General features: G+C 64.1%; 12 protein-coding genes and 2 pseudogenes. 4 read left to right on the top strand and 10 right to left on the bottom strand.

Annotated features, from left to right (window positions below):
- Positions 1–54: 54 nt before the first annotated feature.
- Complete coding sequence (gene phaP, locus C2L66_RS31175) at positions 55–537, top strand: TIGR01841 family phasin (RefSeq protein WP_060610116.1); 483 nt, start codon at positions 55–57, stop codon at positions 535–537.
- Positions 538–676: 139 nt separating this feature from the next.
- Here the strand turns inward: phaP and C2L66_RS31170 are convergent.
- Positions 677–805: pseudogene (locus C2L66_RS31170) on the bottom strand (glutathione-dependent formaldehyde dehydrogenase); the annotation flags it as partial.
- A gap of 132 nt (positions 806–937) precedes the next feature.
- Here C2L66_RS31170 and C2L66_RS31165 point away from each other — a divergent pair.
- Positions 938–1,171 carry a DUF2795 domain-containing protein gene (locus C2L66_RS31165; protein ID WP_060610112.1) on the top strand — a complete coding sequence of 78 codons (234 nt, stop codon included), beginning with the start codon at positions 938–940 and terminating at the stop codon, positions 1,169–1,171.
- A 171-nt stretch (positions 1,172–1,342) separates the two neighbouring features.
- Here the strand turns inward: C2L66_RS31165 and C2L66_RS31160 are convergent, their stop codons facing one another.
- The 7 genes and pseudogenes from C2L66_RS31160 to C2L66_RS31125 form a co-directional block, all read right to left on the bottom strand.
- Positions 1,343–1,846, bottom strand: coding sequence for a CinA family protein (locus tag C2L66_RS31160; RefSeq protein WP_060610109.1), 504 nt, complete (start codon positions 1,844–1,846; stop codon positions 1,343–1,345).
- A 15-nt stretch (positions 1,847–1,861) separates the two neighbouring features.
- Positions 1,862–3,196, bottom strand: a complete 1,335-nt coding sequence (locus tag C2L66_RS31155) for a c-type cytochrome (protein ID WP_060610107.1) — start codon at positions 3,194–3,196, stop codon at positions 1,862–1,864.
- Entirely contained in the window at positions 3,193–4,182 is a 990-nt protein-coding gene (locus C2L66_RS31150) for a cytochrome c oxidase assembly protein (RefSeq protein ID WP_233445084.1), read from the bottom strand. Before C2L66_RS31150 ends, C2L66_RS31155 begins: the two co-directional genes overlap by 4 nt.
- Positions 4,158–4,502: a hypothetical protein gene (locus C2L66_RS31145; RefSeq protein ID WP_054931684.1), complete on the bottom strand. Its 345-nt coding sequence runs from the start codon at positions 4,500–4,502 to the stop codon at positions 4,158–4,160. Before C2L66_RS31145 ends, C2L66_RS31150 begins: the two co-directional genes overlap by 25 nt.
- Positions 4,499–7,094, bottom strand: a pseudogene (gene ctaD, locus C2L66_RS31135) (cytochrome c oxidase subunit I). Before ctaD ends, C2L66_RS31145 begins: the two are co-directional and overlap by 4 nt.
- On the bottom strand, positions 7,091–8,158 hold the full coding sequence (coxB, locus tag C2L66_RS31130; RefSeq protein ID WP_060610101.1) for a cytochrome c oxidase subunit II: 1,068 nt from the start codon (positions 8,156–8,158) through the stop codon (positions 7,091–7,093). The pseudogene ctaD and the gene coxB overlap by 4 nt, the downstream one beginning before the upstream one ends.
- A gap of 326 nt (positions 8,159–8,484) precedes the next feature.
- Positions 8,485–9,105, bottom strand: a complete 621-nt coding sequence (locus C2L66_RS31125) for an SDR family NAD(P)-dependent oxidoreductase (protein ID WP_082670545.1) — start codon at positions 9,103–9,105, stop codon at positions 8,485–8,487.
- Positions 9,106–9,404: 299 nt separating this feature from the next.
- On the opposite strand from C2L66_RS31125, the gene C2L66_RS31120 reads away from it, so the two are divergent.
- Entirely contained in the window at positions 9,405–12,752 is a 3,348-nt protein-coding gene (locus C2L66_RS31120; protein WP_060610098.1) for an adenylate/guanylate cyclase domain-containing protein, read from the top strand.
- 147 nt (positions 12,753–12,899) lie between these two features.
- Here C2L66_RS31120 and C2L66_RS31115 read toward each other — a convergent pair whose 3' ends face one another.
- Complete coding sequence (locus tag C2L66_RS31115) at positions 12,900–14,345, bottom strand: DEAD/DEAH box helicase (protein WP_060610095.1); 1,446 nt, start codon at positions 14,343–14,345, stop codon at positions 12,900–12,902.
- A 558-nt stretch (positions 14,346–14,903) separates the two neighbouring features.
- Between C2L66_RS31115 and C2L66_RS31110 the strand changes: the two genes are divergently transcribed.
- A complete protein-coding gene (locus C2L66_RS31110) occupies positions 14,904–15,167 on the top strand; it encodes a hypothetical protein (protein WP_062917657.1) in 264 nt (87 codons plus the stop codon).
- Positions 15,168–15,339: 172 nt separating this feature from the next.
- On the opposite strand, the gene C2L66_RS31105 is transcribed toward C2L66_RS31110, so the two are convergent.
- Positions 15,340–16,467 (bottom strand): aminotransferase class V-fold PLP-dependent enzyme, encoded by a 1,128-nt coding sequence (locus C2L66_RS31105; protein ID WP_060610092.1) that lies wholly within the window; start codon positions 16,465–16,467, stop codon positions 15,340–15,342.
- Positions 16,468–16,856: the final 389 nt, after the last annotated feature.

Genomic DNA, 16,856 nt, shown 5'->3' with positions numbered 1-16,856 from the left:
AACGGCGAGCCGTTTCGCCATCGACCAAGGTATTCCACCCTGAAGGAGTTCAACATGAGCGAAGGTCTCATTGCTTTGCCCAACGATGTACCCAACACGGTTCGCGAACACGACGCGTGGCCCGTCAACCAGTTGAGCGATCTGGCGCAGCTGTGCGTCGAGACGGCCGGGCGGATTGCGGAACTGAACAGCAAGGCGATACATGCGTCGCTCGATGAGCAGCGGGCAGTCGCGCTGGAGGCTGCCAACGAGTGTTCGCCGTTTGGCGCGTGGCGTTTGCAGACCAGTTTTGCGCTGGCGGGCACCGCAAAAGCGGCTGCTTATTTGCGGCATCTGAATGAGATCGCACTGGACGCGTTCGTCGACGCCGTTGGCGGCGCCGAGAGCCGTATCAACAGCACGTTCACGGCGCCGCACGGTTCACTCGACGAAGCGACTTCCGGCGTACGCTCGTCGCTGCTGCTCGGCGATGCTCCGTCCACGCCCGACGCTCGTGCGCACGCGGCGCAGATCATTCACGATTCGACACGGGGTTAGCCGATGCGCTCGCAGTGAGGACAACGCTGTCGTCCCGACCGCGGCCATCGTTTCCGCCCGGGGAGCCGGCGATGCGCTGCCGGCCCAGGCGGAACGGAAACAACGTCGCGGCGGCCCGTCATGCGACGCGCACGGCCAATCAAGGCTCGAGTTTCACCTTGATCCAGCCCGGCTCGCGTGCATCGAATGCCTGATAGGCTTCGATCGCATTTGTGATCGGCTCGCGCTGCGTCAGTACCAAGATCGGATCGAACGACCCGTTCGCTACGAAACAGTGAAGCAGCAAGCGCGGCTCCCGCAGTTCGCGCACGCACAGGCATCGCGCTTGCGCTGTTGACGAACCGCGAGCCGGCGTGCGGCCGTTCGCGTAGCACTCGCATTGAATCAACGGAGGACACGCATGTCGCAGCATCCCGCCCATTCGCAGGATCAACGTCACCCTGGCCAACCCAGTCCCATTGATGTGCAGAAGGCGTTGGCCGGCGTCGATTACCCGGCTACCCGCGAAAAACTGGTGGAGCGCGCCCGGCAGAATCGCGCCAACACGGACATCGTCGATCTCATCGACAAACTGCCCGATCACAATTACGACAGCCCATCGGCTGTATCGAAAGAAATCTCGCGCATCCAGTGAACAACGGGATCGCTGCTGGACTGAAAGACGCGGGATCGCGCATTTCGGCGGAATGAGCGGCTTGCATCGATACGCATCTGACTTCTTATGGACAGTGCTCATCGTGCGCTGCATGAATCACCTGGAGACGTTGCCACCATTCGCCGCGCCGCGCCTTGCCGCAACGCCGGGTCAACGCAGCGAGCCCAAGGTGTTGAAGTAATGCTCGATGCGGGACAACGCGTAACGAGCCGCGTGATGACGGATTTCGTTGCGGCTGCCGGAGAAACGCCGGGTTTCTGCAAACGTGACGATGCGACCATCGCGCATGCGGTACGCCCAGGCGAAGCATTGTGTACCTGGCGGCGGTCCGTCCCATGGCGATGCGTCGGCAACCCCGGTGTTGGCTACGGCAACATCGGCGCAACTCGCCTCCTGCTGCAATGCGCCTTCCGCCATCTCGCGGGCGACGGCTTCGCTCGTCAGGCCATGTGCCTGCATGGTCGCGTGCTGTACGCCGAGGAAGCCCGCCTTGCCCGACGGGGAATACGTAACGAAGCCTACGTCGAGGCACGCCCCGCTTCCCGGAATTTCAGCGAGACACGATGCGATCTGCCCCGCCGTGCACGATTCGGCTGTCGCGAGCTTGAGGCCGCGCGAGCTGAGAAAAGACACCACCTGCCGTGCGACGTTCATGACTCCCCCTCTCTCTCATTTGTGCAGTTCGCTGCGCAGCGTGCTTACATCGTTGGCGGTGACGGGTTGCGCGTTGTTGCCCCACGCACCGCGGATATATGTCAGCACCTGAGCAATCTGCACATCGGCCAGCGTCCCGACGAAGCCGGGCATCGATTGGCGCGGCGGTCCCGTGAGCGTCGCCGGGCTATTGCCGCCTTCGACAAGCAGCCTGATCAGCGACGTCGTATCTTCCGTCAGCACAGACGGGTTGCCAGCCAGCGAAGGAAAGGCGTTGGGTACGCCCATACCGTCATCGCGATGACAGCGCGCGCAAAAACTGCGATACACATTGAAGCCGAGCGACAGTTCATCGGCCACGCGGTTGCCGTTGACGGGTGCGCGCGCCGGATCGGCGTTCGCCGTGTAAGTGCCGGACGGCTTTTGCGCGGGCAGAGACTTCAGATAGCGCGCGATTGCCTGCGCATCCTCGTCGGTGAGGTATTGAGAGCTGTCTTCGATCTGCTCGACCATACTGCCGTAGGCGATCACGCCGCCAGCGTGTCCCGTCTTCAGGAACGACGCGATGCCGGCGGCGCTCATCCGGCCGAGGCCCGATCCGTTATCGCCGGTGAGGTTCGGCGCGAACCAGTGATCGTTGACGCCGCCCGTGAGATAACGCTTCGAGGATTCGTCGTAGCCGCGCTCCTGGAACGCTGCGCCGCGCGGCGTGTGGCAGGCGCCGCAATGGCCGAGCGACTGCACCAGATACGCACCGCGATTCCATTGCGCGTCATGGTCAGCACGCGGCCGGTACACACCGCGCGGCACGAATGCAAGTTGCCAGAAGCGCAACGCCCAGCGCTGATCGAACGGAAACGCCACATCCGAAGGAGGCGTCGGCTTCGCAACGGGCGCGACGCGATGCATGATGTATTCGTAGAGCGCCCGCATATCGTCGTCCGATACTTTGGCAAACGAAGCATACGGCATCGCCGGATACAAGCGCTTGCCGCCCCGCGCGACGCCCTCGCGCATCGCGCGCGCGAAATCCTCATAGCTGTACTGGCCAATGCCGAATTGTTTGTCGGGTGTGATGTTGCTCGACATGATCGTGCCGAACGGCGAAGCGAGCCCCAGCCCGCCAGCGAACGGTGCGCCACCTTGTGCCGCCGTGTGGCAGGCTGCGCAATCGCCTGCCTTCGCGACGTATTCGCCACGCGCGAGCGTTGCGTTATCGGCCAGCGGCGCCTGCGCTGCAGCGGCGGCTTCGTGGGGTGCCGGCGGAATGAGCAGCAGCGCGAGCACGCAGCCGCCCCCCACGGCGCAGGCGATGAACCAACGGATGGGCGGCGTGCGGCGTCGCTTCATCGCGTTCCATCCCGCGGCAAAATCACCGCATGCCGCGTTGCGAGCACGGGCGCATTGGGGCGCGTCAGCCAGCGCGCGGCGATTGCAAGCCCACCCACCAGATATGCCGTCGCCGCGGGCACCCACATGATCAGCCCGCCCAACTGCTGATCGTGCAGCGGATCGACCTCTAACGCGCTGCATGGTTCGACGTACAGCGGATACCAGAGGCCTGGCGCGAGCGTGATCAGCGCGCCGAGCGCGCCCGTGTGGACCATCGTCGTGAACAGCGACAGCATGGCGTGGCCGTCCGTCTGCCGCCGCGCGCCGTCGCCAGCGACCGTCCACCAGAAGAGCAAGGCGGTCAGCAGAAAACTCGCGTGCTGCAGCGAATGCGCCCATTGGTGCAGCAGCGCCGCCTGGAACAGCGCGGGTGCATGCCATGCCCACAACGCCACCGCGTGCAGCAGCCAGGCAATAAGCGGTAAGGTCAGCGCGTGCCAGCACCGGGAAAACGCGCGTGTCCTGACCAGCCGTCCAAACCGCAACCGCGCACCCTTCGGCAGCGCCCATATCCATACCCCGAGCGGTCGGCCCATTACGAGCAATGGTGCGGCAATCAGCATCATCGATTCGTGCTGCACCATATGCGCGGAGAAAAGCGCTGCGCTGAGGGGATCGAGCGGCGAAAACAGGGCTAGCGCGAGCCCTAGCCAGCCACCGGCAAACGCGGCGAGATGGATTGCGCGTACGCGGGCGCTGCGCGCGCGCGCAGAGCCGCGTCTGCGCAGACGCCAATAGCCGGTGCCGTACGCAGCCAGGCTCGTAATCATCAGCGCAAGCACCCACGGCTCGCCCGTCCATCCGAACGAAGGCACCGCAGCGCCCGACGCGGACAGCACATGTGCCGCCGCGATTCCGGGCGTGAGCAACGCGACGCACGCCGGCGCGACAACGCGTCCGGTCCGCAAGCGCGCCGGGTTCAGCGACAGGGCGAGATCAACCATTGCGGGAACCACATCATCAGCTGGATCAACGCCGACAGCGCAGCGACCAGCATCGCCATCAGCGCGAAGAAAGCGGCGTGCGCGGTATCCGGCGCAGCGTCGGCATCGCGCACGCGCGATACGAGACGCCATCGTGTGTAAGCAAGCACCGTCGCCGCCACCGAAAACAGAAATGCGACCGCACTCACGACGTCGAGCGCCACCGTGCTTCGCTGTGCGCACGCCACCTGTACCAGCGCATAGTTGAGGCTCTGCGCACCGAGCACGACAAACGGCGCGACGACCAGACCGAGCCACGAGGCAAAGGAAGTCCGGATCATGGCGACATCCGCGGCACGAAATAGATCACCAGATAGATCGGCAGCCAGCTCAACACGACGAAATACCAGTAGACCGCGTTCTCGCTCGTGTCGACCAGCCGCTTGCCCTCGTATGGACCGATGTACAGCAGCGCGGCAAGGACGGCTGTATCGACGGTGTCGGTGATCAGGTGGGTCGTATGAAGACCAAGCAGCAGCCACACAATCGATCCATACGCGTTCGCGTACCACATCACGTTGAGCGCGGCGAACTCGAAGCCGCGCAACACCAGAAAGATCAGCGCGAACGCCAGGCAAATCACAAGCCACAAGCGCGCGCCTTCGCGATTGCCCTTGTTCGCCGCTCGCCGCGCGAGTTCGTTGGGCACCATGCTCGCGATCAGCACCGCCGTATTCAGCGAGCCCCACAGCAGCGCTGGCGGCGGCGCATGCATCGGCCACGCGGCGTTGACGGCTCGCAGATAGAAGTACATCGTGATGGCGAGCGCGAACGCCGTGCCCTCGATCAGCATCAGTCCCGCAGTCGCCCACCACATCAGGCTGCGTGAACCAAAGCCGAAGCTCGGCAGGCCGCGCACGTCGAGCGTCGATGCCTGTGCGGGCGGCATGGCTATTTTCTTTGCCTCGTTGTCCGGTGCATCGTCAGGCCAGCGTTCCAGCGCGCGCAATTGCGTTGCTGCGCCGCTTCGGCCAGAACCAGACGATCATCGCGATCGCGACGGGTACCGTGCCCCACCAGACGGCCGACGGCGTATAGATCGAGCCGATGAAGAAAACCGTAGTCGCGACCGCGCTGAGGAACGGCCAGATGGACGGCGTCGGAAACAGCGGGCGCGTGTCGGGCTGCGCGTCGAGCGCGGTCGTCGTCAGCACTTCGCGCGCGGTCGCCGTCAGTCCCGACACCCAGCGCGGCTCACGAGCGGGCGCCCAAAGCGGCTCCTGCGCATGGACGACGGGCAGCGCGTCGAAGTTGTGGGGCGGCGGAGGGCTCGGCACGCTCCATTCGAGCGAGCCGCCGCCCCACGGATCGGCGCCCGCGCGCGATCCGCGTCTGCTGCTGTGCACGACGTTGTAGATGAAGACCAGCATGCCCGCGGCCATCATGTACGCGCCAACGGTCGCGCCGAGGTTCATCGCGTCCCAGTCCATGCCGTGCGGATACGTCCACACGCGGCGCGGCATCCCATGTAGACCGAGCAGATGCATCGGGAAGAATGTCACGTTAAAGCCGATGAAGAGCAGCCAGAAGTGCCATCGGCCGAGCCGCTCGTCCAGCATCCGGCCCATCACTTTCGGGAACCAGTAATAGATCGCGCCGAACAGCGGAAACACCGCGCCGCCGATCAGCACGTAATGCAGATGCGCGACGACGAAGTACGTGTCATGCACCTGCAGATCGAGCGATACCGATCCAAGCATCACGCCCGTCAATCCGCCCAGCACGAGATTGAAGAAAAACGCCAGCACGAAATAAAGCGGCGCTTTCATATTGAGCCGGCCCGTCAGCAGCGTCGCGAGCCAGCAGTAGATCTGCACGCCGGACGGAATCGCGATCATCACGCTCGCCGCCGTAAAAAAGCTCTTGCCGAGCGCAGGCACCGCCGTCGCGAACATATGGTGAACCCAGAGTCCGAACGCGAGGAAGGCGGTGGCGATCAGCGACAGCACCATCGCCGGATAGCCAAACACCGGACGGCGCGAGAACGTCGCAACGATCGACGACATGAAGCCGAGCGCCGGAATGAAGATCAGGTATACCTCCGGGTGGCCGAAGAACCAGAACAGGTGCTGCCACAGCAACACGTCGCCGCCGAGCGCCGGGTTGTAGAACTGTGTGCCGACCAGGCGATCGAGGATCAGCGCTGTGCTCGCCAGCATGATGGCGGGCATCGCGAACAGCACCATGAACTGCGTCACCAGCGTCGCCCAGACGAACAGCGGCATGCGATTGAGCGACATGCCGGGCGCGCGCATCTTGAGGATCGTCGCAATCAGCACCACGGCTTCGAGCAGCCCGGAGAGTTCCGTGAACGTGATCATCTGTGCCCAGATGTCCGTGCCTTTGCCCGTCGAATAGTCGGGGCCAGCGAGCGGGACGTAGCTGAACCAGCCCGCGCGCGGCCCGGCACCCAGTGCGAAGGCGACGTACAACGTCAGGCCGCCGAACAGAAACACCCAATAGGCGTAGGCGTTGACGCGCGGAAACGCGATGCTGCGCGCGCCGATCATCAGGGGCACGAGCCACGCGGCAACCGCCTGCATGACGGGCACGGCGAACAGGAACATCATTGTCGAGCCGTGCACTGTGAAGAGCTGGTCGTAGAAGTCCGGTCCCATTAGCCGGTTGTCCGGCCGGGCGAGCTGGGTGCGCATGGCGAGCGCAAGCAGGCCTGCCAGCAGGAAGAAAACGAATGTCGTGACGATGAAGCGGCGCGCGATGGTCTTGTGATTGACGGCGCACAGCATGCCGATCAAACCGCCCGGGTCACGCCAGGTCTGCTCGAGCGCCTCCCTGACATGCTGCGGCGCGTCCGGTCCGTCCTTCAGGTCGAGGTTCACATCCATCCCGACTCGCGGTTCCGCGGTACTCATTGCAACGTCCCCAGCCATGCGATGACGGCACGCAGATCGTCAGCGGCCAGCGGCACTGCTGGCATCGTCGTGCCTGGTTTGGCCGCTTGCGGATCGCGAATCCATTGGTGCAGACCGGCGGGCGTGTTGGCGAGCGCGCCTGCGGCGATCGTCTGACGGCCCATCAGATGCGTGAGGTCCGGGCCGAGCGTGCCTTGTGCGGAGGAGCCACGCACCGTATGGCAACCGGCGCAACTCGACTGTTCGAAGATCTGCCGTCCGCGTTGCGCGAGCGCGTCGGAGGGACGGGAAGCGGATGTCGCCTGCTGGCCGCGCCACGCCGTGTATTGCTCGGGCGATTGCGCAACCACGAGCATCGCCATGAGCGCATGTTCGGCGCCGCAAAACTCGGCGCACTGGCCGCGATATATGCCGGGCTTGTCGGCGCGAAATTCGATGGTCGTCTGGATGCCTGGCAGCATGTCCTTCTTGCCGTGCAGATTCGGCACCCAGAACGTATGGATCACATCGCCCGCCTTGAGATCGACGATGACGGGCCGGCCGACGGGCACGTGTAACTCATTTGCCGTCGCAAAGCCGGGTTGCCCGGCTTCCGGCGAATAGACTGCTTGCCACCACCATTGCTGCCCCGTCACTTCGATATGCACCGCGTTCTCGACGGGCAGCTTCGAGAGTGCGCGATCCGTCATCACGTCGGCGATCACCAGGCCGACGAGCAACACGACCGATGCAGCCGTTGCCGCGATGACGGCGTTGCGCGTGCGCGCCGCAGTTCGCTCGCCGGGTCGCGGCGCAAGTGGCGGCGAGTCGCCGTTGCGCCGGTTACGCAGTAACGCAACGAGCGTCGCAAGAAGCACGGCTGCGAACACGGCTGCGCAGATAACCAGCGTGAGGTTCCACAGGCTCAGAATGTGCGCGGCCTGCACGCCCGCCGGATGGAGCGCGCTCTGTTCGGGCCGGGCTGCAACGTCCAGCGCCATAAGCTGCGCAAACGCGACGACGCCTGCGCGCTGCGCCGTGCCCGCGCGCCAGCTAGCTGGGCGAACACCGAGGTCGTCGGTCATCTGCTCTGATTCAACGCGATGGGAATATCGAACGCCAGCATTCGGCGTGCCAAGCGTTTTTGTCAGCCCTTCACTCAGCGCAGCCTGCCAATGGAAACACGCTGTTCAAGTCCCCGCTTTCGTCACTCGCCAGACACATTCGTCCCATCAGGCGGTCGATTGCCCCGCCTGGCGCCTGGCATTCGCCGCCTCGGTACGACAAGGCTTCACCCGGCGAATTGTTGTCGCAGATAACGGGCCTTCCGGCTCTTCTCCTCGCGCGCGACTTAGGTATGAAAAGGAACCCAGAACATCTTGACTTCTACGATCGGCGGCCTTGAAAATTGTCATCCCTCCATTGCCCGCGCACCATCCGCCTCCTCCTTCGAATTGAACAGGCCGTCCACGATCGGTGTTTCGATCATGCCCGGACTCAGCGTGTTGACGCGAATGCCACGACCTTTGAATTCCGACGCCCACGTCCGGGTGAACGAACGGATTGCCGCCTTCGTCGCAGCATAGACGCCAAAGTCCGCAAAACCCTTGATGTGCATCCCGGAAGCAACGACGACGATAGAGCCGCCGTCGCGCATCAGCGGCAGCGCCTTTTGCACCGTGAAGAACGTACCGCGTGCATTGATGTCGAAAGTCTTGTCGAAGTGTTCAGGCGTTACGGACTCCGTTGGCAACGAAGCGACGTATCCTGCACTTGCCACAATGATGTCCAAACCGCCCTTCTCGCGTTGCACCGTTTCGTAGAGGCGATTCAGATCATCAAGGCTGGCGATGTCGCCCTGAACCGCTGTTACGTTCGAGCCGATGATCTCCTTCGCCTTTTCCAGTTCTGTTTGACGACGCCCCGTGATGAAGACATACGCGCCCTCCGCGACGAATCGCGTCGCGGTTGCGAGCCCGATTCCGCTACTTCCGCCCGTAATGACCGCAACTTTGCCCTGAAGCTTACCCATGGTGATTCTCCTGATCTGTGGATGGTGCTCGACACGATGCAGCTTGTGATCGCCAGCGTCGCGGCAAGCCGTGGCAAGAGAATGGGGTTGGCAAGAATGGCTGAACAGAGTGCGCAGCGGCATAGCAGGTATGCCAGGGAGGCATGACCGGCGGGGAATGACCGCTCGGCGGCTTGCCGCTGACCCTCGTATGGCGCCATGAACGTGCCCGCACACCTCAAGCGGTGCGCAACACCTACACTAGACAAGGCGAGTGCCGTTCTATCTTTTAAGCGCGCAACGGGAAACAGATTCCGGCGATGACGATGGATATCGAACTGTGGCTGGCCGGACTTGGGCTCGATCAATACTCACAGGCCTTTGCCGACAACGACATCGACGCGGCGACGCTGTCCGCGCTCACTGACGCGGATCTGAAGGAACTCGGCGTTCGCTCGCTCGGGCATCGCAAGCGGCTGCTGGCGGCGATTGCGCAGATGCCGCCTTCGGGCGCCGATGCGCCGCCCGCGGCCCAGCCCGCCCTCGATCGACCTGCCACGCCCGCTGTCAGCGCGCCAATGGAAGAGCGCCGGCAGGTCACCGTGCTCTTCGCCGACCTGTGCGGCTTCACCGCGCTCTCGCAAACGCTCGATCCCGAAGAACTCCGCGAACTGATCGGCCGCTTCACCGGGCTGGTCGACGGCATCGTGCTCGCGTACGGCGGCACCATCGACAAGCACATAGGCGATGCCGTGATGGCGCTGTTCGGTGCGCCGCGGGCGCACGAAACGGATCCGCTGCGCGCGGCCCGCGCCGCGCTCGATATTCACGACGCGCTCGACCAACTGAGTGCGAAAAGCGCGCGGAGCTTGCAGGCACATATCGGCATCGCCAGCGGCGAGGTGGTGGCGGGTGCCGTCAACCGGGCCGATGCGCAGGACTACACGGTGCATGGCGACGCGGTGAATCTCGCCGCGCGGCTGGTCTCGGCGGCGGGCGCACGGCAGACGCTGTTGTCCGACGGCGTGCGGCGCGCGCTCGGCGACAGCGCGGTTTGCGAGCAGATGGGCGAGATGCACTTCAAGGGCATCGACGTGCCGGCGCGCGCGTGGCGCCTCTCCTGCGTGGTGCGCGAGCCCGCGCGGGCGAGCCGCAGCCGCTTCGTCGGGCGCAAGGCGGAACTGGAACAGTTTCGTGGCATCGTGCGCGCCTGCGTCGACCAGCGCGCCGGACACGCCGTCTATGTGCGCGGCGATGCGGGCATCGGCAAGACGCGGCTGGTCGACGAAATGCGCGTGTTTGCTCACGCGCATGGCTTCGCGGTGCACCGGGGGCTCGTGCTCGACTTCGGCGTCGGCAAGGGGCAGGACCCGGTGCGCGCGATCATCGACAGCCTGCTGGGCCTGTCGCCCGCGGCGGATATCGAAGAGCGCAAGGCCGTGGCCGCGCGCCTTGGCCGCAATGGCGTGATCCAGCCCGAACAGCGTGTCTTTCTCGACGATCTGCTCGATCTGCCGCAATCGGGCGAATGGCGCACGCTCTACGACGCGATGGATCACGCCGCCCGCAAGCGCGGCAAGCAGGCGGTCGTCGCGGCGCTGACGGCTGACGCATGCCGGCGCGGCGCGAGCATGATTGTCGTCGAAGACCTGCATTGGGCCGATGCCGAAGTGCTGGGCTATCTGTCCGCGTTCGCGTCCGGCATTGGAGGCGGCACGGGACTGCTGGTGATGACCTCGCGCATCGAAGGCGACCCGCTCGATGCGGCATGGCGCGCCCGCATGCGCGACACGCCGCTTGCGACGATCGATCTCGGCCCGCTGCGCCGCGACGAAGCGCTGACGCTGGCGGGCAATTTCATCGATGCGACGCAGCGCGTGGCGCTTGCCTGCATCGAACGCGCGGACGGCAATCCGCTATTTCTCGAACAGCTTCTGCATAACGCCGAAGAAGGCAGCGGCGATGCGGTGCCGGCGTCGATCCAGAGTCTCGTGCTCGCGCGCATGGACCGGCTGGAAGCGCGCGACCGCGCGGCCTTCCAGGCGGCATCGGTGATCGGCCAGCGCTTCGGGCTGGCGCTGCTCAGACGGCTGATCGACGAGCCGGGCTACGACTGCGGCACGCTCGTCGCCAACGCACTCGTGCTGCCCGAAGGCGACGACTTTCTGTTCGCGCACGCGCTGATTCAGGAAAGCGCGTACTCGACGCTGCTGCGGGCGCGGCGGCGCGAGTTGCATCGCCGCGCCGCCGACTGGTTTGAAGATAGCGACGCCGTGCTGCGCGCCCAGCACCTGGATCGGGCCGAAGACGAGCGCGCACCGCAGGCTTGCCTCGATGCGGCGCGCGCCCAGCGGGCCGCGCATTTCACGGAATCCGCGCTGCATCTGATCGAGCGGGGGCTTCGGATCGCGCAGTCGCCGCACGACACGCACGCGCTGACGTGTCTCAAGGGCGAGTTGCAGCGCGATCTGGGCGATATTGCCGCGTCGATTGCCACCTATCGCCCGGCTGTCGATGCGGCGCCCGATGACGCCAGCCGTTGCGCCGCGCAGCTCGGACTCGCGGAAGGCTTGCGGGTCAGCGAGGGCTTGAGCGAAGCGCTGGCGTTACTCGACGCCGCGCAGCAGATAGCGGAACGCGCAGAGAGCGCGAGCGAACTTGCGCGCCTGCATCATCTGCGCGGCAACATCCTGTTCCCGCTCGGACGGATCGACGACTGCCGGATCGAACACGAACGCGGGCTCGCGTACGCGCAGCGGCTCGGCTCGCCCGAAGCGGAGGCGCGCTCGCTGGGCGGTCTCGCCGACGCCGCCTATGCGCAAGGCCGGATGCGCACGGCATTCGAGCACTTCAGCCGTTGCGTCGCGCTGAGCCGCGAACACGGTTTCGGTCGCATCGAAGTGGCCAACCGGTCGATGCAAGGCTTTAGCCGCATCTATCTGAACGAGGCGCGCGAGGCCTGTGTCGATGCCGTCGCGGCGTCGCGCGAGGCGGCGCTCGTTGGGCAGCCGCGCGCGCAGTTGCTATGCGAAACGCTGGGCGCGTTCGCGTGCTACGAAACGGGCGACGTGCGCGCGGCACAGGTTCATCTCGATCAGGAGATGCGGTTGATCCGGCAACTCGGCGCGCGCCGCTTCGAGGCGCAGAACCTCGAGATGCAAGCGCGACTGTTGCTCGAAAGCGGTCAGCGCGACGAGGCGGCGCGCGTCCTGAGAGCGTCGTTGGCGCTATGCCGCGAAGTCGGCATGCAGTTCAGCGCGCCGAAGGCATTGAGTGCGCTGAGCCGCGCTGTCGACGACGCCGAGCAGGCGCGCCTGCTTGCCGAGGGCGCCGATCTGCTGCGGCGCGGTGCGGTTGGTCACAATCATCTGTGGTTCTACCGCGATGCGATCGAGGCGATGTTGTCGGCGCGAAACCCGGCAGGCGCGCGACGCTATATCGAGGCGCTGGAGCAGTACACACGCGCGGAGCCTTTGCCGTGGGCGCGACTGTTCGCGGCACGCGGGCGAGTGCTTGCTGCTGCGCTCGAGGATTCGGCAGGTGATGCCTTGCTGGCGGAACTTCAGGGTGTGCGCGCGGCGCTGGCGGAGGCGGGGTTCGACGGAGCGCGGCGTGCGGTGGATGCGGCGCTGGCGACGTTCCGGACTTCGCGAAAAGTTGATGAGTGACGAGCGCCTGCGCACGAATTGTGATGGACCCATGATTCAGTACGCCGTTACCCGCTCTGGCCTGATGCACGCCGAAGCGGCGCCGCTGTCGGCTAGCGGGCCGCGAACCGCCGGCTTCAGCCAGTGCTGGCGTTACGCCTGCCCAGTTCAGGGTTGACGTTTGCCGCGACCACCGGCGGGTTTGCCAGCCGGCTTACGTGAACCCGCAGTTGGCTTGCCGGCGGGTTTGCTGCGCGGCTTTTGCGCGCTGAACGGGCTGCCGCTGGACAAGCCTGTGCCCTTGCCCGCGGCCACGGCGCGCGGCGCCGCGGGCTTGCGTTTGTCTGCGCCACTCTGCGGGCGCGCTTTTTTGCCGGGTACCTGCATGGCGCCCGGCGCAGCTTGCGGCACCTTGGGTTTCTTGGGCTTTTTCGGTTTCTTGATGATCTCGCCCGTCGCACTGGTTTGCGGCACGCGATGCTCGGCTTCGAAACCCGGCTCTTCTTCACGCCGCAGCGTTTGCCGGATCAGCGCTTCAATCGCGGCCAGTTGCGGCGCTTCGTCGGCGCACACGAGGGACACCGCCACGCCGCTGGCGCCCGCGCGGCCCGTCCGGCCGATACGGTGCACATAGTCTTGCGCCACGATCGGCAGATCGACGTTGATCACCAGCGGAAGATCGTCGATATCCAGCCCGCGTGCAGCCACATCGGTGGCGACCAGCATCTGGACTTCGCCCGTCTTGAAGCGCTCCAGCGCACGCAGGCGCGCGGGTTGCGGTTTGTCGCCGTGGATCGTGTCGACCGCATAGCCCGCTTCATCCAGCATGGCCGCCAGGTAATCCACGCCATTGCGGGTCTTGACGAAGACCAGTGCGTGCTTCCAGTTGTTCTCAGCCAAAAGGTGCATGAAGAGATCGGGCTTGTTCTTTTTATCCACCGTCACCACCCACTGCCTGATCTTGCTGGCCGTGGCATTGGGCGGGCTGACGCTGATATGCACCGGGCTGTGCAGAATGTTCGCCGCCATGGCGCGGATATCGTCGGTAAAGGTCGCGGAGAACAGCAGGGTCTGGCGTTGAGCGGGCAATGCAGCAAAGACGGCGTTGAGTTCACGCGCAAAGCCCAGATCCAGCATGCGGTCGGCTTCATCCAGCACCAGCGTCTGCACCTGATCGAACTGCACTGCATTCTGCCGATTCAGATCGAGCAAGCGGCCCGGCGTGGCAACGAGCACATCCACGCCTTTGCGCAACTTCATCATCTGCGGGTTGATACTCACACCGCCGTAGGCGGCCAGGCATCGCAAGTCGAGCCCTTTGCCGTATTCGATAAAGCTTTGCAGCACCTGTTCAGCCAGTTCACGCGTGGGCACCAGCACGAGAACGCGCGCGCGGTTGCTGGACACGGCTGGGCCATGTTGCACCAGCCGTTGCAGGAGCGGCAGCGCAAAGCCCGCCGTCTTGCCAGTGCCCGTCTGCGCCGCTGCCATGACGTCCTTGCCACTGAGCACGGCAGGAATCGCCTTGACCTGCACCGGCGTAGGTGTCCGGTAATTGAGGTCCTGCAGATTACGCAGCAAGGGATCGATCAGGCCAAGCGAGGCAAAAGACATGAGTGTATTCCGGCTAAAACCGCAATTCTAGCGGTTACCGCGCTGATCGCATCGTGCAGATCGATGGTTAAAAGATCGGCGTTGATCGCCACTGAAAAAGCGCCGCGCCGGCAAGCCGTACGACGAAGCACCGGACACGGCTCGAACCCGATGAACATCGCGCACTTCTTCATTCGAGCGGCAAATAATTCGATACACTTGTCGCCAACGGTCCTGTTGAATCTCGTGGCGGTAGCGGGAGGTCACCATGCGACATCTTCTGGTTGGCGTGCTATTGGTCCTTTCAAGCGCATGCTTTGCTGCGTCGGATTGCGATCAGGTCAAAAACAATTGCGCCGAATCCTATAAGGGCAATGTTCAGGCATGCGGCGACTCCCCGGATCGACGAGCGGGTATTTGTAGGGCTGAAGCCTATAACCGATACGTCGAATGCCTCAGGTCTGGCGGTTGCAGCGGCTAGGGGCCGTTTTTGAGCATTCAGGGATAGCATCATGCGCGACCAGGCGTGCTGGCCCTGTCGCCGACGTTGCGCCGGTCTGCCATGCAGGGAGTCGATCAATGGAAAAGACGTACTCGTACAAAGGCTTTGAGGTCTCCGTGAAGCTTGAGTCCGTGCGGGCTGTATCAAGCGAATTCATATATGGGCCCCCGGTTGGGTACGTTGCCGTGGTGAGTATCTGCACGGAAGACCCGAGAAGACCCGTAGGCGCACCGATCGCACTCGTCTCAGAAGGAAATCGGGTCTTCGACACGGTGGACGACGCCTTGGCAACAGGACTTAACGCAGCAAAACGTGTGATAGACGAGAAAGGCGCCCCTTGACGGGCGTTCTCGTCTGCGGCGGATCGTACAGCTGAGCGAATCATCTGTTGCCCGCACAACTCGCGGTTCGACGACACGTTGCAACTGTCGCACTGCCCCTGCCGCTCAACATCGGAAAAGGCCGGATCGTGCGCATGGAACGAGCCATGCGCACCGGCTCCGGAAAAGCGCTCTAACGAATTTTGTCCAGCGCCTTGGCGAGCCTGGCGACCGCACCTTCGATGTCATGCAGTTTGTCCAGGCCAAACAACCCAATGCGGAAGGTCTTGAAATCTTCACCCTCGTCGCATTGAAGCGGGACACCAGGCGCGATCTGCAAGCCCGCATCGGCGAATTTCTTGCCTGATCGTATGCCGTCGTCGTCCGTGTAGCTGACCACGACACCCGGCGCCTGAAAACCTTCGGCCGCGACGCTTTTGAAACCTGCGGCAGTCAGCAGTGAGCGAACGCGCTTGCCGAGTTCAAGCTGCTCCGCTCTCACCTTGTCGAAGCCGTATGCCTCGGTCTCCTTCATGACGTCACGCAGCACCGCGAGACTGTCCGTGGGCATCGTGGCGTGGTACGCGAAGCCGCCGTTTTCGTAGGCCTCCATGATCTGCAGCCATTTGCGAAGATCGCAAGCGAAACTGGTGCTGGTCGTTGCGTCGATTCTTTCGCGAGCAAGCGGGCTGAGCATGACCAATGCACAGCATGGCGACGCGCTCCATCCCTTTTGCGGCGCGCTGATCAGGACATCGACGCCACTCGCCTGCATGTCCACCCAGACCGTGCCCGAGGCGATGCAATCCAGCACGAACATGCCGCCGACGGCATGCACGGCGTCAGCCACCGCGCGCAACCAGGCATCGGGCAGCATCATCCCGGATGCTGTTTCGACATGCGGCGCAAAGACCAGATCCGGCTTGTGTTCCTTGATCGCAGCGACCACTTCCTCGATGGGAGGCGGTGCATAGGCGGCCTGCCGTCCTGGTTCGACGGGACGCGCCTTCAACACCACCGATTCAGACGGAATGCCGCCCATGTCGAAAATCTGCGACCAGCGGAAACTGAACCAGCCATTGCGGATGACCAGACACTTCCGGTTCGTCGCGAACTGCCGGGCCACGGCTTCCATGCCGAAAGTCCCGCTGCCCGGGACGACAATAGCCGCCTTCGCGTTGTAGACTTTTTTCAGGGCGTCGGAAATATCGCGCATGACGCCCTGAAAGAGCTGCGACATGTGATTGATTGATCGGTCGGTGTACACGACTGAGTACTCGAGGAGACCCTCGCGGTCGACATCGGGAAGTAGACCTGGCACATTCGCCTCCGGTAATGGACGAACAAAAGAATCGAACACAGATTCTAACGAAAGCCACCTTCAACGGCATCGCCAGCCGTCGCGTCACACCGGTCGGGCATGCTGCGCGGCAACAATCGGCAAGTTTGCTGACCTTCGCTGGAGCGTGGCTTCACACTCTCCTCTTGCTTGTGGCAGTGTGCCATGAAGAACGAACAATACAGTGAGGCATCGCAGACACTCTAGCCGGCCGGCAGTGGCGCGATGAAGTCGATAGTCCTGCGCAGAGTCGATCCTCGACGGAAGCGAACAGGTAACGCGGCTGTGCCGTCCGCAATTTTTCGATGCAACCTGTCCATCAGCATGCGGCCCGTGCGTCATTGTGATGGCGGGCTAACGAACTCACCCGC

Source organism: Paraburkholderia caribensis, from assembly GCF_002902945.1.
GTDB lineage: Bacteria > Pseudomonadota > Gammaproteobacteria > Burkholderiales > Burkholderiaceae > Paraburkholderia > Paraburkholderia caribensis.
This window is presented reverse-complemented; position numbering and strand designations above follow the sequence as displayed.